The organism is Oceanibium sediminis (assembly GCF_003265325.1).
GTDB classification, from domain to species: Bacteria; Pseudomonadota; Alphaproteobacteria; order Rhodobacterales; family Rhodobacteraceae; genus Halovulum; species Halovulum sediminis.
In genome coordinates this window covers 114,107-133,252 of the sequence record NZ_QGNX01000007.1, presented here as the reverse complement: position 1 = coordinate 133,252, position 19,146 = coordinate 114,107, and the positions used below count along the sequence as shown (strand labels likewise).

Annotated in this window: 23 protein-coding genes and 3 pseudogenes; 18 read left to right on the top strand and 8 right to left on the bottom strand. The window is 61.0% G+C overall.

Features of this window, described 5'->3' with window-relative positions; all coding sequences use genetic code 11:
- The first annotated feature begins 85 nt into the window (after positions 1-85).
- A complete protein-coding gene (locus DJ029_RS17285) occupies positions 86-790 on the top strand; it encodes an IS6 family transposase (RefSeq protein WP_112323765.1) in 705 nt (234 codons plus the stop codon).
- 403 nt (positions 791-1,193) lie between these two features.
- A pseudogene (locus DJ029_RS22180) lies at positions 1,194-1,415 on the top strand (IS6 family transposase); the annotation flags it as partial.
- A gap of 391 nt (positions 1,416-1,806) precedes the next feature.
- Here DJ029_RS22180 and DJ029_RS17275 read toward each other — a convergent pair.
- Positions 1,807-2,595, bottom strand: coding sequence for an IclR family transcriptional regulator (locus DJ029_RS17275; protein ID WP_157966424.1), 789 nt, complete (start codon positions 2,593-2,595; stop codon positions 1,807-1,809).
- A gap of 115 nt (positions 2,596-2,710) precedes the next feature.
- Here DJ029_RS17275 and DJ029_RS17270 point away from each other — a divergent pair, with 115 nt between their 5' ends.
- From DJ029_RS17270 to DJ029_RS17235, 8 genes are all read left to right on the top strand, one after another.
- On the top strand, positions 2,711-3,700 hold the full coding sequence (locus DJ029_RS17270; RefSeq protein WP_157966423.1) for a TRAP transporter substrate-binding protein: 990 nt from the start codon (positions 2,711-2,713) through the stop codon (positions 3,698-3,700).
- 64 nt (positions 3,701-3,764) lie between these two features.
- Positions 3,765-4,292 carry a TRAP transporter small permease gene (locus DJ029_RS17265; RefSeq protein ID WP_112323737.1) on the top strand — a complete coding sequence of 176 codons (528 nt, stop codon included), beginning with the start codon at positions 3,765-3,767 and terminating at the stop codon, positions 4,290-4,292.
- Positions 4,289-5,566 carry a TRAP transporter large permease gene (locus DJ029_RS17260; protein WP_112323736.1) on the top strand — a complete coding sequence of 426 codons (1,278 nt, stop codon included), beginning with the start codon at positions 4,289-4,291 and terminating at the stop codon, positions 5,564-5,566. Before DJ029_RS17265 ends, DJ029_RS17260 begins: the two co-directional genes overlap by 4 nt.
- A 3-nt stretch (positions 5,567-5,569) precedes the next feature.
- Positions 5,570-6,622, top strand: a complete 1,053-nt coding sequence (locus DJ029_RS17255) for a beta/alpha barrel domain-containing protein (protein WP_112323735.1) — start codon at positions 5,570-5,572, stop codon at positions 6,620-6,622.
- A gap of 50 nt (positions 6,623-6,672) precedes the next feature.
- A complete protein-coding gene (locus tag DJ029_RS17250; protein WP_112323734.1) occupies positions 6,673-7,005 on the top strand; it encodes a cupin domain-containing protein in 333 nt (110 codons plus the stop codon).
- A 58-nt stretch (positions 7,006-7,063) separates the two neighbouring features.
- Positions 7,064-7,984 (top strand): DUF6282 family protein, encoded by a 921-nt coding sequence (locus DJ029_RS17245; RefSeq protein WP_112323733.1) that lies wholly within the window; start codon positions 7,064-7,066, stop codon positions 7,982-7,984.
- Between the two features lie 4 nt (positions 7,985-7,988).
- Complete coding sequence (locus tag DJ029_RS17240) at positions 7,989-8,762, top strand: HpcH/HpaI aldolase family protein (RefSeq protein ID WP_112323732.1); 774 nt, start codon at positions 7,989-7,991, stop codon at positions 8,760-8,762.
- Positions 8,763-8,910: 148 nt separating this feature from the next.
- Positions 8,911-9,309, top strand: coding sequence for a hypothetical protein (locus tag DJ029_RS17235; protein WP_112323731.1), 399 nt, complete (start codon positions 8,911-8,913; stop codon positions 9,307-9,309).
- A 137-nt stretch (positions 9,310-9,446) separates the two neighbouring features.
- Here the strand turns inward: DJ029_RS17235 and DJ029_RS17230 are convergent.
- Positions 9,447-9,596 (bottom strand): annotated as a pseudogene (locus DJ029_RS17230) (recombinase family protein); the annotation flags it as partial.
- An 11-nt stretch (positions 9,597-9,607) separates the two neighbouring features.
- Between DJ029_RS17230 and DJ029_RS17225 the strand changes: the two are divergent.
- The 5 genes and pseudogenes from DJ029_RS17225 to DJ029_RS22485 form a co-directional block, all read left to right on the top strand.
- Entirely contained in the window at positions 9,608-9,928 is a 321-nt protein-coding gene (locus tag DJ029_RS17225) for a P27 family phage terminase small subunit (protein ID WP_232823122.1), read from the top strand.
- Positions 9,925-10,068 carry a hypothetical protein gene (locus tag DJ029_RS21800; RefSeq protein ID WP_157966422.1) on the top strand — a complete coding sequence of 48 codons (144 nt, stop codon included), beginning with the start codon at positions 9,925-9,927 and terminating at the stop codon, positions 10,066-10,068. Before DJ029_RS17225 ends, DJ029_RS21800 begins: the two co-directional genes overlap by 4 nt.
- A 638-nt stretch (positions 10,069-10,706) precedes the next feature.
- Positions 10,707-11,756 carry a gentisate 1,2-dioxygenase gene (gene gtdA / locus DJ029_RS17215; protein WP_112323728.1) on the top strand — a complete coding sequence of 350 codons (1,050 nt, stop codon included), beginning with the start codon at positions 10,707-10,709 and terminating at the stop codon, positions 11,754-11,756.
- A 261-nt stretch (positions 11,757-12,017) separates the two neighbouring features.
- A complete protein-coding gene (locus DJ029_RS17210; RefSeq protein WP_232823121.1) occupies positions 12,018-12,596 on the top strand; it encodes a recombinase family protein in 579 nt (192 codons plus the stop codon).
- A gap of 37 nt (positions 12,597-12,633) precedes the next feature.
- Positions 12,634-12,812, top strand: a pseudogene (locus DJ029_RS22485) (YcbK family protein); the annotation flags it as partial.
- A gap of 575 nt (positions 12,813-13,387) precedes the next feature.
- Here DJ029_RS22485 and DJ029_RS22425 read toward each other — a convergent pair.
- The 4 genes from DJ029_RS22425 to DJ029_RS17180 all read right to left on the bottom strand — a co-directional run bounded on the left by DJ029_RS22425 (position 13,388) and on the right by DJ029_RS17180 (position 15,958).
- Positions 13,388-13,522 (bottom strand): hypothetical protein, encoded by a 135-nt coding sequence (locus tag DJ029_RS22425; protein WP_258165098.1) that lies wholly within the window; start codon positions 13,520-13,522, stop codon positions 13,388-13,390.
- Positions 13,523-13,628: 106 nt separating this feature from the next.
- Positions 13,629-15,257, bottom strand: coding sequence for a chaperonin GroEL (gene groL / locus DJ029_RS17190; protein ID WP_112323727.1), 1,629 nt, complete (start codon positions 15,255-15,257; stop codon positions 13,629-13,631).
- Positions 15,258-15,301: 44 nt separating this feature from the next.
- A complete protein-coding gene (locus DJ029_RS17185) occupies positions 15,302-15,589 on the bottom strand; it encodes a co-chaperone GroES (protein WP_112323726.1) in 288 nt (95 codons plus the stop codon).
- A 132-nt stretch (positions 15,590-15,721) separates the two neighbouring features.
- The gene (locus tag DJ029_RS17180; RefSeq protein WP_112323725.1) at positions 15,722-15,958 is read right to left on the bottom strand and encodes a hypothetical protein; all 237 of its coding nucleotides are present in this window, start codon (positions 15,956-15,958) and stop codon (positions 15,722-15,724) included.
- A gap of 149 nt (positions 15,959-16,107) precedes the next feature.
- Between DJ029_RS17180 and DJ029_RS17175 the strand changes: the two genes are divergently transcribed.
- Positions 16,108-16,842, top strand: a complete 735-nt coding sequence (locus DJ029_RS17175; RefSeq protein ID WP_112323724.1) for a Crp/Fnr family transcriptional regulator — start codon at positions 16,108-16,110, stop codon at positions 16,840-16,842.
- Between the two features lie 539 nt (positions 16,843-17,381).
- Here the strand turns inward: DJ029_RS17175 and DJ029_RS17165 are convergent.
- Both DJ029_RS17165 and DJ029_RS17160 read right to left on the bottom strand, forming a co-directional pair.
- Positions 17,382-17,795 (bottom strand): hypothetical protein, encoded by a 414-nt coding sequence (locus DJ029_RS17165; RefSeq protein ID WP_232823120.1) that lies wholly within the window; start codon positions 17,793-17,795, stop codon positions 17,382-17,384.
- Positions 17,792-18,223 carry a hypothetical protein gene (locus DJ029_RS17160; protein ID WP_112323723.1) on the bottom strand — a complete coding sequence of 144 codons (432 nt, stop codon included), beginning with the start codon at positions 18,221-18,223 and terminating at the stop codon, positions 17,792-17,794. Before DJ029_RS17160 ends, DJ029_RS17165 begins: the two co-directional genes overlap by 4 nt.
- Positions 18,224-18,489: 266 nt before the next feature.
- On the opposite strand from DJ029_RS17160, the gene DJ029_RS17155 reads away from it, so the two are divergent.
- Positions 18,490-18,804 carry a hypothetical protein gene (locus DJ029_RS17155; protein WP_198671181.1) on the top strand — a complete coding sequence of 105 codons (315 nt, stop codon included), beginning with the start codon at positions 18,490-18,492 and terminating at the stop codon, positions 18,802-18,804.
- On the top strand, positions 18,801-19,145 hold the full coding sequence (locus tag DJ029_RS17150; RefSeq protein ID WP_112323722.1) for a hypothetical protein: 345 nt from the start codon (positions 18,801-18,803) through the stop codon (positions 19,143-19,145). Before DJ029_RS17155 ends, DJ029_RS17150 begins: the two co-directional genes overlap by 4 nt.
- Position 19,146: the final 1 nt, after the last annotated feature.

The following is a 19,146-nucleotide window of genomic DNA, read 5'->3' as shown; positions in this document are numbered from 1 at the left end:
TACCGGCCTTTGGTCCATTGGGGTGATGCGCGGTGTCCGCGGAAACTTGCTTGAGGCGGGCAGGGCGGCCAAGCACCGTTGCCGGATGACAAAAGGCTCCCCGTTCCGGTATTTCAAAGCATCGCCAGAAATCATCCGGCTGGCTGTGATGATGTATGTGCGGTTTCCGCTGGCGCTTCGGAATGTCGAGGATCTTCTGCACGAGCGCGCCATTGACATCTGCCAAAAAACCGCCTGGTTCTGGTTGCTCCGGTTCGGCCCGCTATTTGCCGGCGAGATCCGAAGTCGGCGGGTCGAGGGGAGGCGGTCAAGCCATTGGCGGTGGCATCTCGACGAGGTTTTCGTGAAGATCTACGGTGGGACTCACTACGTGTGGCGTGCGGTCGATCAGGAGGGCGAGGTGCTCGAGAGCTTCGTGACCAGTACGCGTGACCGAAAGGCCGCATTGAAATTCCAGAAGAAATCTCTGAAGCGCCATGGCCCTGCCGATGAAATCATGACCGAAAAGCTGTGCTCGTATGGTGCCGCGCTACGCGACCTCGGTATTGGCGACCGGCAGACGACCGGCCGCTGGGAAAACAACCGGGCTGAGAATTCGCATCAGCCTTTTCGAAGGCGCGAACGCTCGATGTCGCGTTTCCGGCGGATGCGAGGTTTGCAAAAATCCGCCGCCGTCCGCGCTTCTGTCCATAATTTTTTCAACTCGGAGCGCACCATCTCTTCCCGTCCAAACTTCAAGGCCAACCGCACCGCCGCTCGTGCCGAGTGGCGCGGTCTTTGCGCCGTATAGGGGACCGCGTCACTGTCCTTGGTGAGACTGGTTCGCATTCGTCTGACATCATCGCCACATTAAGGATTTATATCATTGAAATATATGGAACCATTTCGCCATGTGGCGGACCTATCCCCCATTTTGACCGCCAATCCGTTTTGGATGCCGCCCCTATTCGGCCCCGAAGCAACGGATGGAAAATTCTACCGTTTTTGGATCTGGTGCTACCGCGCCGCTACACCAAGCTTTTTTCTGTAAGGATCAAGCCCTCCCACCCGCTGGGTTTGAACAAGCTGTATTGCTGACAGCTTTCGAAAAGGGTGCCCGCGACGATATCAGGGACCATCCGTTCCACACGTTGCGTCTTGACGTCGTCTCAGGTCTTGCGCAGGCTAGCCGGGCGGTTTCGTGGCGTCCGCTCATGACAAAACGTGCCCCATTCAAGTGCTTTCACAGCAGCCCTGAGATTATTCGCCTAGCGGTCATGTTGTACGTTCGCTTTCCGCTTTTGCAGCGCAATGTCGAGGACCTGCCGCACGAGCGCGGCATCGGCATCAGCCACGAAGCTGTTCGGTTCAGGTGGAACAGGTTCGGCCCGATGTTTGCCTCGGAAATTCGGAAAAGACGGGTTAGCGGGAACCGTGTCGCTGCTCTCGCTTAGTGGCGTCAACTCGGTGCGCCATGAGGGACAGATCTGCTGCCCTTGTAAAGACGAGTTCTCATCGTTCTGACACCACCCATCTGGACGAAGGAAGAAATGGCGGCGCTACAGAGGCGCCGTAAGGAGATGCAAGGGCAGAGAGGGGTGATGACGATAAAGCGAGACAGTTGCCGGGATACCCCGAGGTGCTGTCAGTGCTGCAAAGCTCGATTGTCTGATTGGGAGCGGGCACGTGGACTTAATCAAGGTCAGCGGTCAGACGCGCCGCGCTCAACGGTCGGACTAATGACCGCAAAACGTTTCGATCCACGTCGCTCAAGAAAACCCTTGCAAAACAAGAGCCGTCCACAAATGACACCACCTCTGCCGGATTTTAGGGCGGGGGGCAGAATTCTACGCGCTCAGGCCTGTACCCCCGTGCCTGAGAAATGGACCGCGCAAGAGTCACCACCGCGTCGACGTGTTCAGCGCCCGGTGGATCGGGCAGGTGCTGGATCGATCCGATTAGCGCGGCAGTGCCAATCAGCGACCGGGTGTGATCAAATATCGGTGCGGCGACGACGTTCACGCCCAGAAGCGTTTCTTCCGGTGCGCAGGCGTAGCCTTTGGTTCGAACCTCTTCCACTCGAGCCCTGACAAGATCCGGGTCCCTCAGGGTCTTTGGTGTCAGCGCCGCCATATCCCCCTTGAAGGCCTTTTCGGTCAACGCGGGGCCGCCAAAGGCCAGCGCGACCTGACCCTGGGCAGACGCGTGCAGGACAAGTTCACTTCCTTCGCGGACGCCGATTTCAATCGCGTGGGTGCCGTGCAGGGCCGAAATAACTCTGAGGCCGTTCTTGTTCACAAGGCTCAGAACCACGGCAAGGCCGGTTTCGTTGCGGGCGGCGCGCATCGGCTCTCGGCCGACTTCTGCGAGGTCCTGGATCGCCTTGGCCTGCTGGCCGACGATCCAGGCCTTGGTGCCCAGCTGATAGCGCCCGGTCGCCAGATCGCGCATGATCCAGCCCGTGTCCTCAAGAGTGTTGAGATGTTTGTGGGCGGCACTTTTGACGATTCCGACCGCCTCTGCGATTTCCTTCTGGTTCAGCGCCACATCGGAGAAGGCGATTTTTTCTATGATTGTCAGCGCCATATCCGACGCCTTCACGCGTGATGTTGCCATGGCCTCCTCCGGATCGAATTTGTGTATCGGCAGGGATATTGACTCATCTCCACCAAAATGGCAGTCTCACCCTGAGAACTGTAGTTCTTATATTGAGAACTCTAGGGAGAAGCAAATGAAAATTACGACGACTTTCGGTGGCTTGATGGCCGGTCTTGCAATCAGCGCGACCCCCGTACTGGGGCAATCTGTGACGCTGACACTTGGTCACGCGGTCTTCGAATCGCATCCGTTTCATGGCGCTGCAGCGCGTTTTGCCGAAGCTGTGGACGAAAAGTCAGGCGGTGACATGAAGATCGACATCTTCCCAGCCCGTCAGATGGGCGACGTGAAGGAGTTGATGGAAGGCGTGCAACTAGGTACGGTCGACATGACGTTGAACTCGTCCTCGGCCCTCGCGACGCTCGACCCTGCCGTCGATGCATTCCAACTTCCCTATGTGATGGAGACCTACGAGGATTTTGCCCGCATGGCCGTGTCGCCAGAGGCGCAGGCCATCATGGAAAATCTGGGCAGCCACGGCATGATTGGGCTGGGCCTGTATGAAGGCGGACAGCGCCATTTCCTCAGCACTGGCGGCGCGGTGCATACGATGGAAGATTTCGGCGGGCTGAAGACGCGCGTCGCGCCGACCGAACTGTTCCTGGATATCTGGAAAGCAACCGGTGTGAACCCGACGCCGATGGCATATGGCGAAGTCTATTCCGGCCTCGAGACCGGCACTATCGACGCGGTCGAGATTAACCTGACCTCGATTCAGTCCGAAGGGCTTTTCGAGGCCGCCAAGAACGTGACGCTTATGGGGCACTATTTCTGGCCCGGCATGCTTCTGATCAACAAGGACATCTTCGATGGCCTGACAGAAGAGCAGCAGACGGTCCTGCGCGAGGCTGCAGCCGACGTGGTCGAGCCGCAGGTGATGGCTGTGAAGGTCTACGACGAAGAACTGAAGGTCAAGCTGGCCGACGAAGGCGTGAACGTCACCAAAGCCAGCGACGAGCTGAAAGCGCAGCTACGTGAGGCATGGGCGCCGGTGCTGCAGAAGTATTCGGATCGCGATCCGCTTATCGCGGATTTCGTCAAAGCAGCAACGTCCGGCGAGTGACAGGGCACAGCTGACTAGGGGGCCTGCAAGCCGGGTCCCCACCCCTAACTTTCAGGAGGTTCAAATGACGGCCCAAGTTGAGCCGGCGGCGATGTCGCGTTTTGTACGTGGCTATCTGGCAGTTCTCGAAACGATGCTGATCACAGGGATGGTGGCCGTGGTCGTCATCGCCGCGGTGCAGGTCTTTTTCCGTTATGTCGTCGGCGCCTCGTTGTCGTGGTCAGAAGAAGCGCTGCGATACACGATGATCTGGATTTCGTCGCTCGGAGCCGGACTTGCCTATTCGCGGGGCGAGATGATCGGCATGAACCTCTTGGTAAACAACTTGCCGCGTCCACTGTCACTGGCGGTACAGGTCGCAGGCCGCCTGCTGGTCTTGGCTGCAATGGGGTTCGTCATGTACTACGGCTGGCAATTCGCCGTGAAAACCGCCGCAGGGCGGGCTGTTGCCCTGCCGGTCACCATGTTCTGGCTGCACGTTTCGATTGCGGTCAGCGCCCTGCTTATTTCCATACATGTCCTGGCTAACCTGGTCGGCCTGCTGAGTGGCCCCCGGGACCCTGAGGCCGAAGCCGTGAGGGTTGCCGAATGATCTGGCTTGCTGTTTTCTTTTTCACGACGCTGTTGATGGGTATCCCGATCGCCTTTGTGCTTGGCCTGTCGTCGCTCGGATATTTCTTAGCTACGGACAACCTCAGGTTCTTGGTGGCCGTGCCGCAGAGGATGTTCGCAGGGCAGGACAGTTTCATCCTGCTGGCCATTCCGCTGTTCATTCTGGCAGGTAACCTGATGGACGTCGGCGGGCTGACACAACGGTTGGTGGGTTTTGCCAATTCGGTCGTGGGCCGGTTTCGCGGCGGCCTGTCGTTGACAGCCATCTGGGGCAGCTTCCTGTTTGGCGGGGTCAGCGGATCGGCCGCCGCAGATGCCGCCGCGCTTGGCACTGTCCTGACGCCCGAGTTGAAGCGGCAGGGCTATCACGAGGATTATTCCGCCGCGCTGATCGGTGTGTCGTCGATCATGGCCCCACTGGTGCCGCCCTCGATCGCGATGATCCTGTACGGAGCCCTGTCGGGCACGTCGATTTCCAAGCTCTTCGTCGCGGGCATTGTGCCGGGCGTCATCCTGGCGGTTACCCTGTCGGTCTACGCGATGATAGTCGCGCATCGGCGCGGCTATCCCAAGCTGCCGGCCATGGGCGTGATGGACATCCTGCAGGCCTTCGGTAAATGTGCGCCCGTCCTGTTGTTGCCTGTGATCATCATCGGCGGTATCCGCGGCGGCGTGGTCACCCCGACCGAAGCGGCCGCGGTGGCGGTCGTCTATTCCCTGATCGTCGCCGGGCTTTGGTACCGGGCACTTTCGCTGCCGCGCCTGAGGCATGTCTTTCTGTCCACCGCGACCGTCAGCGCCGCGATCTACCTGCTGATCGCATTCGCTCATGTCCTGTCGCTGATCTTCTCGATCGAGCGCCTGCCTCAGGCGGTCGTGACTACCCTGACCACGGTGTCCGACAACAAGTGGCTGATCCTGATCATGGTCAACCTGATCCTGCTGGTCCTTGGGATGTTCCTGGACACGGTCGGCATCCTGATTCTGACGGTGCCCGCGCTGATAGCGATTGGTAACCAGCTGGGAATGGACCCGGTCCACCTAGGCGTGATCGTGGTGTTCAACTGCCTGATCGGCTTTGCAACTCCACCCGTGGGCCTGTGTCTCTACGTGATGTCCGGCGTGACTAAACGGCCGATCGAGGCGATTTCGATCCACGCGCTGCCGATGGTCGGTCTTGCGATCCTCGTGCTGGCGATCATCACGGTCTTCCCGGGTCTTGTCCTCTATCTGCCCGATCTGCTGATGGAATAGGCGATGAGTATGCTTGAAACCCGAATTGGCGATCTTGCCCTCAAGAACCCGGTAATTGCGGCCCCTGCCGAACATATGATTACTGACGGCGGAGTGAGGGCGGCGATAGAAGCCGGGGCAGGGGCGGTCGTGGTCAAGTCGACCAATGAAAGCCAAGCTGCCAAGGCGCAGTTGCGTGCCGCGGAGTACGTGGCGCTGGATACCCTCTGGCAGCCTGTCGCGTGGGGAGCCGACGCCGATCCGGCGACGATGATCCTGTCGCGCTCGGGTCTGCATCCGCTCGGGTTCGAGGAATGGCTGGCACAATGTGTTCAGCAGGACCGGATCGCGCGGAACCATGACTGTCTACTGGTGCCCAGCTTGATCCTGGCCGATCCGGATCATGCAGTCGACATGGCGCTGGCAGTGCAATCCGCGGGCCTGCGGGTGCTGGAGTTCAACATCGGCACCCCCTACGGCCGCGAAGCGGCCAAGGGTGCGGTGTCGACCGAAACGGCAGCCGACCGGGTCGGCGCACTGACACGGGCCATGACGGAACGGCTGGACATACCCGTCTGGGTCAAGCTGACCGGTCAGTCCAGCGACGTTCCGGACTTGGCCGTGTCGGCGGCTGATGCCGGGGCGCAGGCGTCCATCGTCGCGGGGCGGTTGCTGGGCATGTTGCCGGATCTGGACACGATGGAGCCGATGCTCGGCACCTCGGGCGGCTTTGGCGGGTTTTGGAACCTTCCGCTGACCTGTCACTGGCTGGCGCTGTGTCGCGCGGCCCTGGGGCCGGGTAAGGCGCTGATCGGGATCAACGGCATCACTGGCGGTCACGACGTGGCTCGCGCGCTGCTGGCAGGGGCCTCTGCAACCGGCCTGGCCTCGGCCGTGATGCTGCGGGGGTTCGACGTGATTTCCGAAAGTGTGGCGGTGCTGGACGACTATTGCCGAAGCAAAGGTGTTAGCGTCGCCGATCTGGTCGGACGCGCCGCCGATGCTCGCAAGACCTTTGCCGACATGCCCGAGTTGACGAACCACTGGCAGAACTTCGTCCCGCCTCAAAGCGAGTAGGCGTATACCCCTGCGCCCGCCATGGCGCGACCGAAAAAGGAGGAGCTGACATGAGCATTCACAACATCAACTGGAACGATATGGAGTGGAAGCAGATCCGCCCAGGCGTCGAACAAAAGGCGTTCTCGGGCGACGGAGCCACTGTGGCCCTGCACCGTTTGCAACCCGGTCACGAGCCGAAGCCACACAAGCACCCGCACGAGCAGATCGCATACATCGTGTCTGGTTCGGTTGATTTTCACGTGGGCGACGAGGTGGTGTGCCTCGGGCCGGGAGGGATGCTGGTCGTGCCGCCGGACACGATGCACCACGCGGTCGTGGTGGGCGATGAAGAGGTGATCAATCTCGACGTCTTTACCCCGCGCCGGCCCGAATACGCCTGAGCCGCAACGCCACGGGTCCGGCTGTCATAGGCCGGGCACTCTCTCAAAGGAAAAGCCAATGATCGACATCGAAACAGTCGAGCGCGAAGAAGACGCCCGCATCACGGAAATCCTGCGCGGCGCGGTCGATCCTCATGTCCACAGCGGCCCGTCGATCGCCCCCCGGGCGATTGACCACCTCGATCTGGCGAAGGTGTATTCCGAAGCGGGGCTGCGGGCGGTTGTCACGAAAGACCACGATTACTCCGGTGTGATGTGTGCGCGGATGATCCGCAACCATCACCCGGAACTGACCACGAAGGTCTATTCGGGCATCGTGCTGAACAATGTCGTGGGCGGCCTGAATCCCTATGGTGTGGAGCATACCGCCGCGATGGACGGGCGTATTGTCTGGCTGCCGACTCTGGCGGCGGAAAACCACCTGGAGTGGGAAAAGACCGCCGGCTGGTCCCATCCGGCGGCGACATCAAAGATCCGCCCGGCCTCGGCGGTGCCTCTGTTCGAGGACGGGAAGATGCGGCCCGAACTTCTGGATATTCTGGACGTCGTCGCCGCGACCGGGTTGGCCTTGGCCAGCGGGCATATCCACGTCTCCGAGACGAAACAAGTCTTTGCCGAGGCCCGCAAGCGTCGTGTCGAACGGCTGATCTTCACCCATCCCGAGGATATTGTCGGCGCATCCTTCGACGACATGAAGGAGATCGCGGAGATGGGGGCCTATGCCGAACATTCGCTGGCCTTCTTCGCCGAGGGATCGAAATTCCGCAATCGGACGGATGAAGAGCTGCGCGCCTTCATCGACTGCGTCGGTCCCGAAAGGACGATCCTTGCCTCCGATCTGGGGCAGGTAGGTACGCTGACCCCGATCCAGGGTATGCGGCGCGGCATCGCGACCTGCCTTGCGTTAGGCTATTCGGATGCGGATGTGCGCGCCATGGTCGCGACCAATCCGGCAACGGTGATCGGGCTGGAAGGCTGAAAAAATGGAGCAAAGGTTCAAGGAAAGATTCACGGCAAAAGAGGTGCTCTTCGGGACCTTCCTGAAGGTGCCAGCAACCATGCCGGCAGAGATCATGGGAAGCGTCGGATATGATTTCATCGTGGTCGATGAAGAACATGCGCCGTTCAGCCGCGAAACGACGGATCGCATCATTCTGGCCTGTCGTGCCGCCGGTCTGGCCGCAATCGTCCGGGTGCAAAGCGGGGCCGCAGAGAACATACTATCGGTCCTGGACTGTGGGGCGGACGGCGTTCTGGTGCCCCATGTGACCGATGCAGAGACGGCGCACGCCATCGTGGCGGCAGGCCGGTATCACGGCGGCAGGCGCGGATTTTCTCCGACCACCCGCGCAGGCGATTTCGGTCGCGCGGGCCAAGCAGAACACATGGCCAGTGAAGACAGCCGCGTGACGATCATCGCCATGGTCGAGGATCCCGAGGCGGTTGATAACATCGACGATATTCTGGCGGTCGAGGGGCTGGACGGCGTGTTCATCGGACGCGGTGACCTGGGCGCAGCCTATGCCGGGTCTGACGATGTCGTGGGCAGGGTGCGCGAAGCAACGGACCGGATCCACAAGGCTGCGCTCCGTGCCGGTCGGCCGGTGGCCATCCTGCCCGGGTCGCCAGAGGACGCATCGACCCAGGCCAACGCGGGATCTACGGCGTTCATACTGAGTTCGGATCAGGGCTTTCTGCGGTCGGCGGCCATGGGGGCGATCAGAGCCATGTCGCAGGCGGTTGAAACGGGGGGCTGACCGGTTCCGCGGTGGTGTCAACGCAACTGACTACAACGCGAACGCCAGCAGGCAGACTAGCTATGTGAGGGCCGCCCGCCTGTAGGCTTTGCCACCCCAACGACGGATCAAAATCAAACGCTGAAACCGGGTCAACTTTGAACGCTCATTGACACCTCACCTAGAAGCGGCCGAGTTCCTGGGGCAGATCAAGGCCTACGAAGCCCAGATCGCGGCGGGGAAGCAGGATTTAGCGCATGTGAATGCGACGGTTGAGCTTTTCGCTGCACCGGAGCGCCAGCGCGCGCGGTATATCGTGAGCCATGGGTTTTACAAGAATGGCGCGATAGCGGACATCTGCGTACGGCACCTCGGAGTGGACGGTGACCTAACGACCCGAGAACTTGCGGAACGCGTCATGGCGGAGCGTGGTCTGGATATCTCGGACTCGGCGCTCAGGAACTCTGCGGTCTTCAAGGTCGTGCAGGTCCTGCGCCACGCCAAGCGCCATAAACATGTACGGATGATCGAGAAGCGCAAGGGTATGTGCATCTTGGGTGTCGGCTAGGCCATCACGCTGCCCGTCGTTGCCAATACCCCTTCCACGACCGGCTGACCGGAGAGGCGAGCGCACCGCCGATCTGGACCTGTCAGGGTTTGATGCCGCTCCGATTCCCCATTTAGGCTGCGTTTCTTTGGAAGGCCAAGCCAGCCCTCCGACCGCTGACTCGCGAAGAAGGCCTCGCAGGATTCCCGCTGAGCGCGGAGCGAGTTGAACTCCTGCTCCAGCCCTTCCTCGGAGGATTTCCGGGTGTAGACGGCGCAGCGCTGTTTCCGGACGATGGGTTTGGTCATGGCCTACTTACTTGTCGCTTCAGGCCAAAGGCCGCAAGCCCTTCGCACGCCGCGATGGCAACGCCCCGAAGTCACCGAGGGCGCTGGCGGCCTACCGCCAGTGCTACGGGCGCTGGGTCGAGGCAGAGCAGAAGCTGAAGGCGACGCCAACCATCCTGAAGACGCCCTCGGGCTACGTGCAGCAATCCTTCAGGCTCTCGATCTCCAACAAGCAGCCGGAACTGATGGGGCGCTACATGGCGGAGCCGGGCCTCAGCCCCTCGGCATGCCAGCGACTGGCGCTGGGGCCCGAGCACGGCGGCATTGCGGAGCCGCTGAGATCAAGTTCGTGACCACCTACGAGGGGACAGACCCGCCGGAAGGGGCTGAAGACAAGGAAACCCACACCATCGGAAGCCGGCCTTCGGTGCATCCCGACGGGCCGCGCATCACCCGCGCGCCAATCATCATCGAGGATGCCGACAAGCTTTGAGTGGCTGGCCGAATGAGCGGCGACGCCATGAGCTTTCCAGCGCGTCCGCCAAGTGAAGGACCCGCGTTGCGGACTGCATTGGCATGAAAGATCCGGGTAGTGAATGGCCGCACTGCGGGACGAAGTCGCCATTTGAGCAATATTTCAGATGTCCGGTTCGGTCCCGAATTCTGCCTTTGAGGCTAAGTCAAGAAAGTGCCAAGAAGCGAAATTTGCCGTTCTTGATTAACCACCGCAACTTGGTACATCGCAATGCCGGAGTAGGAGCCGTCCACAGCATCAGGCGCGGACATCTTTCCATCGAACTCCAGTGCTAAAGTTCTTCCTTCTAGTTGGAATTTGACAGACGTTCCACAGACTCCGGAAGCACCGCCAGGGCCAGCACACTCGGCCACTCTTCGCGGCCGGCACACACCTTTGCCAGAGGGCTGGAGACAGAAATCGCTTGGAAAGTCACCTTTGGCGGCTGTAGCCTCGCGGAAGGAACGTCAAATGGGGAATGCCGGATCTATCACCCGGACGACGCCAAGGCGGCGGTCCGCAACCACGTGATGTCCGGCATGTCGCCCGAGGATTGGTTCGACCAGCTTTTGTGGATCTATGGTGGCAACGGCCTGAGCGCCTGAGGAGGAAGCCCCATGTCCCTGACACGCAGGCCCGAGGAGACGCCGGAGCGGCTGGCGTTCTACGCCAAGATCGACAAGCAGGCCTTCACCCCGCTTTGGGCGGTGATGTCTGACATCATCACGCCGGAGCCGAAGAGCGACTGCCGCGCGCATCTGTGGAAGTTCGACGCCGCAAGGGAATACCTGATGGAGGCGGGCGGGCTGATCACCGCCAGGGAGGCGGAGCGGCGGGTGCTGATCCTGGAGAATCCGGGGCTGCGCGGGTTGTCGAAGATCACCACCTCGCTCTATGCAGGGTTGCAACTGGTAATGCCGGGCGAAGTCGCGCCGGCCCATCGGCACAGCCAGTCGGCGTTGCGCTTCGTGCTGGACGGATCGGGCGCCCACACCGCGGTGAACGGCGAGCGTACGATGATGGAGTATGGCGATTTCGTCATCACCCCGCCGACCGCTTGGCACGATCACGGCAACCAGACCGAGGCGCCGATGATCTGGCTCGACGGCCTCGACATCCCCATCGTCAGCCATTTCGACGCTTCGTTCGCCGAGGGCTACGGCGACGACGAGCAGCCGGTGAGCCGGGAAACCGGGGACAGCCTAGCGCGCTATGGCGCCAACATGCTGCCGGTGGATTACAAACAGGAGAAGCTGGCCTCTCCGATCTTCAACTACCCCTATGCGCGGTCGCGCGAGGCATTGGAGCGGATGAAGGCGCAGGGCGAATGGGACCCCTGCCACGGGCTGAAAATGCGCTATGTGAACCCGATCGACGGCGGACACGCGATGCCGACCATCGCGGCTTTCCTGCAATTGCTGCCGAAGGGGTTCAAATCGGCCGCCTACCGGTCCACGGACGCGACGATCTATGTCTGCGTCGAGGGCGGGGGGCACACCACCATCGGTGGAGAGAAGTTCGAGTGGGGGCCGAAGGATATCTTCGTCGCGCCGAGCTGGGCCTGGGTAACCCATGAGGCGGAGAGCGAGTCGGTTCTGTTCAGCTATTCCGACCGCGTGGCGCAGGAGAAGCTGGGTTTGTTCCGGCAGGATCGCGGCAACCAATAAAGCGGAAGATGTGGGATACTGGGCAAGACCCGTCATTGGAGCCCTGATTTATGACAAGCTCGTCGGCGTCAAATGATAGTCTTTGGCCACCGATGGGCATAAAATTCATCTGTCTGGCTTCCCGTCAGGCCCTTCTCCAAATATCCCGGTAGGGTCAGGAATACGCCTAGCGCGCACTCACCGAACGTCCGGATTGCCCCGCCATGCTTCCGTTCGAACGCGGCACAGCATCGTGCAGAAAAGGGCTCAAAGCGGAAATCCATGTCCAGGCCAAGAAACCAGCGTCGACTGCAGCGCTACACTAGTCCCAACGAGTATCGGACACAGCTGCGCAACCAACGTTACGCAGGTTTGTACGCCCCATGGCAGCAGCCCGATTTGTCGCCTACGAGCGGGCCTCCACGGCCCGGCAGGGGAAGTCGGGGCTGGGGTTGGCGGCTCAGCGCAGGGCGATCGACGCCTCGCCATAGAGCGCGGCGCCACAGTCCTCGCGCGCTTCACCGAGGTCGAGGCCGGCCGCAGCTTCAGGGGGCGCTGACCCACGCGCGGCTCACGGGGGCGACACTGGTCATTGCGAAGCTCGACCGGCTCAGCCGGAACGCTGCCTTCCTTCTGACGCTGCGCGACAGTGGCGTCAGGTACATCGCTTGCGACATGCCGGAGGCGAACGACCTGACTGTGGGAATCATGACCATGGTGGCCCAGCAGGAGCGGGAGGCGATCTCCCGGCGCACGAAGGAGGCACTGGCGGCCGCCAAAGCGCGAGGGGTGAACTGGGTAACCTCCAACGGGCCGCGGCGATCAGGAGGGCCGGCAAGGGCGGTGTGTCGCTCAGGGTGACTGTCACCAAGAACGCCGCCGCCTTCGCGGAAGAGCTGAAGGTGGCGGCGCGGCAGGCGTCGCGACGCTCGCCGAGACCCAGACCGCCATCCTGCCATCCTGCCGCTCGTCCCGTATCTCGACACTCTGCGGTGGGTGCTCATCGCCGTGGCGCTCGGCGAGATCGCGGTGACAATCTGTGCGCGTCTCGACGACTGGCGCCGGGGGCTGCGGTGATCGGCGGGCTATTGGCCATGCTCGCCGGATCGGCATAGACGCGCGCGGCGATCCGCTACGGTGTCATCGCCCTCGCGATCCTTCTGTTCCCGCTGACGCTGCGCCGCTCCGGGGAACGTGCCGGGCGTCTGGCACAACAGCTCGATACCATGGAAAGAACCCATGAGGCCCAACGACGAATGTTCTAGGTGGGCACGTCGCCCTCGCTCTCGCGACGATCTGGCTGAGCGGATGCGCGACGGTCAGTTCTGACGGCGGTGGTCCAAGGGCGTGTCCGCCAGTGGTCGAGTACAGCCGCGAGTTCCAGGGCCGGGTGGCCGAAGAACTGGCCCTACTGCCGGAGGGACCGGTGATCGCGGAAATGGAGAGCGACTACGCTGTGATGCGAGATCAGGCGTGGGAATGCCTTTGCTAACTCGCTGTTTCTTGATCAAATACGCGTGTCGCGCGGTCTCTCCGGCAACTCATCAACGTATCTTTGTGCGGGCCAGAGGCTGCCCGATGCAGCAAGTCGCCGCGTCTCTCGCTGCCACCTGGCTCCATGTCCAGTGACGGAAGAGCACTTGGCCCGCTGCCTATTTCTTCTTGTGCTCGCCAAGATTGGTCAGGGCTTTGCCCTTCGTGAAGTCGGCTGTCGCAACGACCTTCTCCTTTACCTTCTTGGGTTTCTTCGCTTCACGGTTGCCGCGTTGCTTGTCACCTTTGGTCATTTCAGTTGCTCCTGGTTCCGGATTTTTCTGACGAATTGATCAGATTTCATGTCGATCAAGATTCTTATATCACGCCCGGACGGTCCTGCCCCCAGGCCTTGGCAATTCACATCATTCCACTCATGTCTGACATTTCGCTGCCGGCGCCGGCCCTCTCGGGCTTCTGCGCGACCATAGCTTCGGTCGTGATCAATAGCCCGGCAATAGACGCAGCGTTTTCGAGTGCAATCCGGACGACTTTTGTCGGATCTATGACACCGGCCTTCAGCATGTTGCCATATTCTTCAGCCTGCGCGTCGAAACCGAAACTCGGGCTGTCGTTCTCGATCACCTTGCCGACAACGATTGACCCATCGACCCCTGCGTTTTCGGCAATCTGGCGCAGCGGTGCCTGGATCGCGCGGCGGACGATTTTGATGCCGGCATCTTGATCGCTGTTCCCGCCTTTCAGCGTTGCCAGCACCTTGCCGGCATGAACCATGGCCACGCCGCCGCCGGGCACGACACCTTCCTGGACCGCAGCGCGGGTTGCATTGAGTGCATCTTCGACGCGGTCCTTGCGCTCCTTCACCTCGATCTCGGTGAGCCCGCCAACCCGGATCACGGCAATGCCGCCGGCAAGCTTGGCCAGCCGTTCCTGCAGCTTCTCCTTGTCGTAGTCCGAATTGGTCTCCTCGATCTGCGCGCGAATCTGCGTGACGCGCGCCACGATCGCGTCCTTGCCGCCCGCACCGTCGATGATCGTCGTGTCATCCTTGGTGATCGTGACCTTTCTGGCGGACCCGAGCATGTCCATGGTGACATTCTCCAGCTTTGTGCCCATTTCCACGGAAATAACCTGACCGCCCGTCAGAACAGCAATGTCTTCCATCATAGCCTTGCGGCGGTCTCCGAAGCCGGGCGCCTTGACGGCAGCGACCTTTAGCCCGCCACGCAGCTTGTTGACGACCAGCGTCGCCAGCGCCTCGCCCTCGATGTTCTCGGCCACGATCAGCAGTTGCTTGTCGGCCTGAATAACAGCCTCCAGCAGCGGCACCATGGATATGAGAGAGGTCAGCTTCTTCTCGTGAAGCAAGACAACGCAATCATCCAGCTCGACGATCATTTTCTGATCATTCGTGATGAAATAGGGGCTCAGATAGCCGCGGTCGAACTGCATGCCTTCGACCACTTCGGTCTCGGTTTCCAACCCTTTGTTTTCCTCGACGGTGATCACGCCTTCCTTTCCGACCTTGGCCATCGCGTCAGCAATCTGTCGACCGATCTCGGCTTCTCCGTTGGCCGAGATGGACCCGACCTTGGCGATCTCGTCGCTATCACCGACCGGTCTGGACATGGTCTTGATCTCGGCCACCACTGCGGCCACGGCCCTGTCGATTCCGCGTTTCAGATCCATCGGGTTCATGCCGGCGGCGACCGCCTTCATGCCCTCCTTGACGATGGCCTGGGCCAAAACGGTCGCGCTTGTGGTGCCGTCGCCAGCCTCGTCGTTGGTGCGAGACGCCACCTCCTTCACCATTTGCGCACCCATGTTTTCGAAATGATCCGATAGCTCGATCTCCTTTGCGACCGTGATGCCGTCCTTGGTGATGCGGGGAGCGCCGTAGGATTTATCGAGAATGACGTTTCGGCCCTTGGGGCCGAGGGTGATCTTGACGGCATTTGCCAGCGTGTTGATGCCTTTCAGCATGCGATCGCGGGCGTCGGTACTGAAACGAACTTCCTTGGCAGACATGGTGTGAGATCCTGAGACTGAGGTTGCAGTTAAAGATTACGGACTCAGGCAATCGCGCCGAGAATGTCGCTCTCCTTCATGATCAGAAGGTCGTCGCCATCGAGTTTAACCTCCGACGCAGACCATTTTCCAAAGAGGATCCGGTCGCCGGATTTGACATCCATGGGGATGCGCTCGCCGTCGTCGCGCCTTCCCCCGGCGCCAACGGAGACGACTTCGCCTTCTTGGGGCTTCTCCTTGGCGGTATCGGGAATGATGAGGCCGCCCTTGGTCGTCGCGTCGCCTTCAATGCGGCGAACGAGAACCCGGTCGTGTAGTGGGGTGAATGACATCGACGTGCTCCTTGTCGAGGTTCGTTGGCGGAGCTGACCCGGTCGAATGCTCAGCTGCAGTCCGCGCAAGGCGGCGGTATCCTGTTCGGTTTCTACTCCGAGAATACGGATCGACACCGTCGCGGTAGCGTGTCACGAGCGTCGAACCGAGTTTCCGCCAGCGATGATCGCGTTGATCAATTCTGCGACGGCCCGGTGATTTTCCATTTCGGGTTCGGTGCCAACGGCGTTCTCGTGGGTCGCCGCCGCGTCGCGAAGAACCCCCACGATCTCGTGCTCCGGCAGCAAACCGCGATCGTTCATGGCAAGCAGGAGCGCCTCGCAGATTGATAGGGCGGCTTGGCCTGCATGTTCGCGCGCCGTGGACATCTGGGTTTCCCTTCTTGGCATCGTGATCCCCGGGGAAGGTGAGGTTCAGATACATCCGTACTTCTCGCAGGAAGTGCACTATGCTGGACTGATCCAGAGCAGTGTCCGGGCCGATTTCTGCTCTTGGGGCACGACACACCAGGAGGCCCATGAGACCAGTTGAACACAGCCCACTGACCCGCAAGCTTTCGGCCTTCGTCGCGCTGTCGGAGGTTGAACTGGCCGTGCTTGAGAGACTGCACCAGCGTCGCCGCTCCTTTGTCGCAGGACGTGACATGGTGCATCAGGGCCAGTCGGCTCAGTCCGCTTATATTCTGTCCTCGGGTTGGGTCTGTTCCTACAAGCTGCAGGCCGACGGGACGCGGCAGATCGTCGATTTCCAGGTGCCGGGGGATTTTCTGGGGTTGCGGAGCATCTTGTTGCGCACTTCCGATCACAGTTTCGAACCCATCGTCGACATCGAGGCTGCCGAAGTGATGACGAGCGACCTTCTTGAGGCTTTCGCGCAGACCCCTCGCCTAGCAACCGCCATACTCTGGGCGGCGTCAAGGGACGAGGCGATGGTCGTGGAGCATCTTGTCGGGATCGGTCGACGTGATGCGGACGCCCGCATGGCGCATTTCCTACTGGAGCTGGGATCGCGGCTTGCCCTGGTAGGGGTCGGCAGCAAGGAAGGATTCGACTGCCCGCTGACGCAGTACCACCTCGCCGATACGCTTGGGCTGAGCGCGGTCCATGTGAACCGGGTCCTGCGGCAGCTTCGGGAGAGTGAGCTGGTGACCTTTCGGGACGGCCGTGTGACGTTTCACGACTATGGCGGGCTGGTGGAACTTGCCGAGTTCAATCCAGAATATCTGGACCAGACCGGGCCGCTTCTAAAATGATAGGGCCACCTTCCTTTGCTCGGCAGGCGGCCCCAGTGTTCACGTCAGACGCCGAAGGTCACGCGAGAGCGCGGGTCGCCGCATCGAGTTCCTCGTTGGTCTCGACGTCGTTCTTCGCCGTGTTTGCCTACTCGGCTGCCTGGTAGTGCTTGAGCAACGGACCCTTCTGCGGACCAGTGGGCGTCTTGTCCCACGCGGCCTTTACGGACGTCATCTTCCCGGCAGTCCTGTTCGGTTCGGGAGTCATTGGAATTGTCTTTTCACGGACGTTCCGAGAACATGAAGGGTGCCGACATGACGACCAGTTGGGGGGCGGCATGCCCGAACGCTTCTCCGGTACTGGGAAACCTGCGCCACCATGTATTCAGCGGGCCGTTCTAACCTAGTCCATGTCAGCGCCTCGCCGCACTGACGCAGGGCAGTCCCAGCACGTACCACCGCGGATTCCCGTCAGCGCCCGGAGCGAATAGGTATGCTGGCCGCGGGGTGATAGGCTGCATGCAGACGCCTGCCCCGGTTGATACAGCACCAAACGCACTTCAAGTCACAGTGGTTTGCTGGTGTGAGAGTCTCACCCATCTGCCCTCGTCGTGAAGGTATGTAGAGGCGCAAAGCGCCTTGAAGATCGGCACGTCGGGCTTCTGTGCCGAGACACGGTATGTAAGTATGGCGATGTCACCGCACCGTGTCGTGCGCCGTTCGGCCATGACCACGGAATGCCAGCCGGTCCTCCGCCGAAGATGGGTCCAGATCTGGTCACCCTGGAGAATGCCGGGCGGATAGGGAAAGATCATCACGGCATTGGTCGCAGTTGTCGCCCTCGCGCTGTCGGCCCCGTTGGTCCAGAAGTGTTCCTCCATGTCCCAGAGAATCTCCCGTTCATTCGGGGACAGGGTGCCGACGAGGTTCGCTGCATGGGCCGATGCGGCTTCTTTCTTGATGGAAAGGGTCATTCACCTGACCCCGACCCACCAAACAAGAACAATTGAAACAGGGCAAAGATGATCGCGAGCACAGTCCAGATCGCTCCGCTTGGGCCCGGGCGGGCGCCGGTGATCGTCGAGGCTGCTCGTTTCAGGCCGCCTGACGTCTGGCGTTCGGGAAGCAGTTGGCTCAGGTCTTGTGCGACTCTGCCGTAGTCGCTTGCGAGCGAGGGAACATCCCGAAATCGAGCAAGCAGCGTTCCCAAACGCGCTCGCGCGGCATCGCGCCCCAGCGTAACCAGTTCAGCGGTTTCTTTCCATGGATCGAGGCCGAGCCGCGCGAGCGTGGAGAGGACCGTCACGACATATCCGTTCCGGTCCTCGCCGACCGCGGCATAGAGAAATCGCTCGAATTCGGGCGGGTGTGAGTTGAGAACATTAGGTTCGACCATCGTCATTCCATTCCTTCGACGCAGGAACGCAAATCGTCCCTGTTTCGCTAAGGATACGCGCAGGTCAGTCCCAGCGCCCTTACACAGGTCAGTGCTGGCAACTGTCCCCATTGAGTTCGCAACCGGTTCGGTGGCCGGGACTAACATGTGTCAGCGCCAGCTGAACCATTCCGACGTACAATTGGAGAAATCGTTCGACTGTTCAGGCCTGTGATCAGAGCGGCCTTCAACAATCGTGAGCGACGGATCTTCCTGCATTGCGGAGACCTTGTATGAACATGCGGTCGACCAGATCGACGGTGACGTTTTCGAACCCGTTCACCCTGTCAGGATACCCGGGCGATTTGCCCGCGGGCGACTACGAAGTGCTTGTCGAAGAGGAGCTTCTCCAGGGGCTGACCTTCGAGGCATATCGGCGAACTGCGACCTTTCTGACGGTGCACGGCAGGGGCAGTCATGCGGGACGTACTGAGTTACGAGCGATTTCCGAGCGCGACCTGAAAGAGGCGCTGAGCCGGGATGCGGCCACGACCGAAAAGAACAAACATAGCGCGGCGGCGCTTTCCCCGCAGGAGGATAGAACATGAACACTCCCGAATGGCTCAAACCTGGGATATATGGCGCGCTGATCGGCGCGGTATGCGTCGGTGTCATCGGCTTCACATGGGGCGGCTGGGTAACTGGCGGAGCCGCGAACGACAGAGCGATGGCGATGTCCAGAGACGACGTTGTCGCCTCCATGGTACCGGTCTGCCTCGACATGGCACGCTCCGACCCCGCAAGGGCAGAGAAGCTGGAAAAGATCCGGGCCGCCTCGACATATCAGCGGCGGGACGCTGTTATGGCCTTAGGCTGGGCGACGGTTCCGGGAACCGACGCTCCGGACCGCGACATCGCGCAAGCCTGTCTCGCGGCGCTCGAGCTTTAAG

What these genes read in the sequence shown, in the direction of transcription:
- DJ029_RS17260 (WP_112323736.1), top strand. Translation starts at nt 4,289, where the DNA reads ATGATCTGGCTTGCTGTTTTCTTTTTCACGACGCTGTTGATGGGTATC.
- DJ029_RS17155 (WP_198671181.1), top strand. Translation starts at nt 18,490, where the DNA reads ATGAACATGCGGTCGACCAGATCGACGGTGACGTTTTCGAACCCGTTC.
- DJ029_RS22425 (WP_258165098.1), bottom strand. Translation starts at nt 13,522, where the DNA reads ATGACCAAAGGTGACAAGCAACGCGGCAACCGTGAAGCGAAGAAACCC.
- DJ029_RS17160 (WP_112323723.1), bottom strand. Translation starts at nt 18,223, where the DNA reads ATGACGATGGTCGAACCTAATGTTCTCAACTCACACCCGCCCGAATTC.
- DJ029_RS17275 (WP_157966424.1), bottom strand. Translation starts at nt 2,595, where the DNA reads ATGGCAACATCACGCGTGAAGGCGTCGGATATGGCGCTGACAATCATA.
- DJ029_RS17180 (WP_112323725.1), bottom strand. Translation starts at nt 15,958, where the DNA reads ATGTCCACGGCGCGCGAACATGCAGGCCAAGCCGCCCTATCAATCTGC.
- DJ029_RS17150 (WP_112323722.1), top strand. Translation starts at nt 18,801, where the DNA reads ATGAACACTCCCGAATGGCTCAAACCTGGGATATATGGCGCGCTGATC.
- DJ029_RS17255 (WP_112323735.1), top strand. Translation starts at nt 5,570, where the DNA reads ATGAGTATGCTTGAAACCCGAATTGGCGATCTTGCCCTCAAGAACCCG.
- groL (WP_112323727.1), bottom strand. Translation starts at nt 15,257, where the DNA reads ATGTCTGCCAAGGAAGTTCGTTTCAGTACCGACGCCCGCGATCGCATG.
- gtdA (WP_112323728.1), top strand. Translation starts at nt 10,707, where the DNA reads ATGTCCCTGACACGCAGGCCCGAGGAGACGCCGGAGCGGCTGGCGTTC.
- DJ029_RS17185 (WP_112323726.1), bottom strand. Translation starts at nt 15,589, where the DNA reads ATGTCATTCACCCCACTACACGACCGGGTTCTCGTTCGCCGCATTGAA.
- DJ029_RS17210 (WP_232823121.1), top strand. Translation starts at nt 12,018, where the DNA reads ATGTCCAGGCCAAGAAACCAGCGTCGACTGCAGCGCTACACTAGTCCC.
- DJ029_RS17250 (WP_112323734.1), top strand. Translation starts at nt 6,673, where the DNA reads ATGAGCATTCACAACATCAACTGGAACGATATGGAGTGGAAGCAGATC.
- DJ029_RS17245 (WP_112323733.1), top strand. Translation starts at nt 7,064, where the DNA reads ATGATCGACATCGAAACAGTCGAGCGCGAAGAAGACGCCCGCATCACG.
- DJ029_RS17270 (WP_157966423.1), top strand. Translation starts at nt 2,711, where the DNA reads ATGAAAATTACGACGACTTTCGGTGGCTTGATGGCCGGTCTTGCAATC.
- DJ029_RS17240 (WP_112323732.1), top strand. Translation starts at nt 7,989, where the DNA reads ATGGAGCAAAGGTTCAAGGAAAGATTCACGGCAAAAGAGGTGCTCTTC.
- DJ029_RS17285 (WP_112323765.1), top strand. Translation starts at nt 86, where the DNA reads ATGACAAAAGGCTCCCCGTTCCGGTATTTCAAAGCATCGCCAGAAATC.
- DJ029_RS17175 (WP_112323724.1), top strand. Translation starts at nt 16,108, where the DNA reads ATGAGACCAGTTGAACACAGCCCACTGACCCGCAAGCTTTCGGCCTTC.
- DJ029_RS17265 (WP_112323737.1), top strand. Translation starts at nt 3,765, where the DNA reads ATGACGGCCCAAGTTGAGCCGGCGGCGATGTCGCGTTTTGTACGTGGC.
- DJ029_RS17165 (WP_232823120.1), bottom strand. Translation starts at nt 17,795, where the DNA reads ATGACCCTTTCCATCAAGAAAGAAGCCGCATCGGCCCATGCAGCGAAC.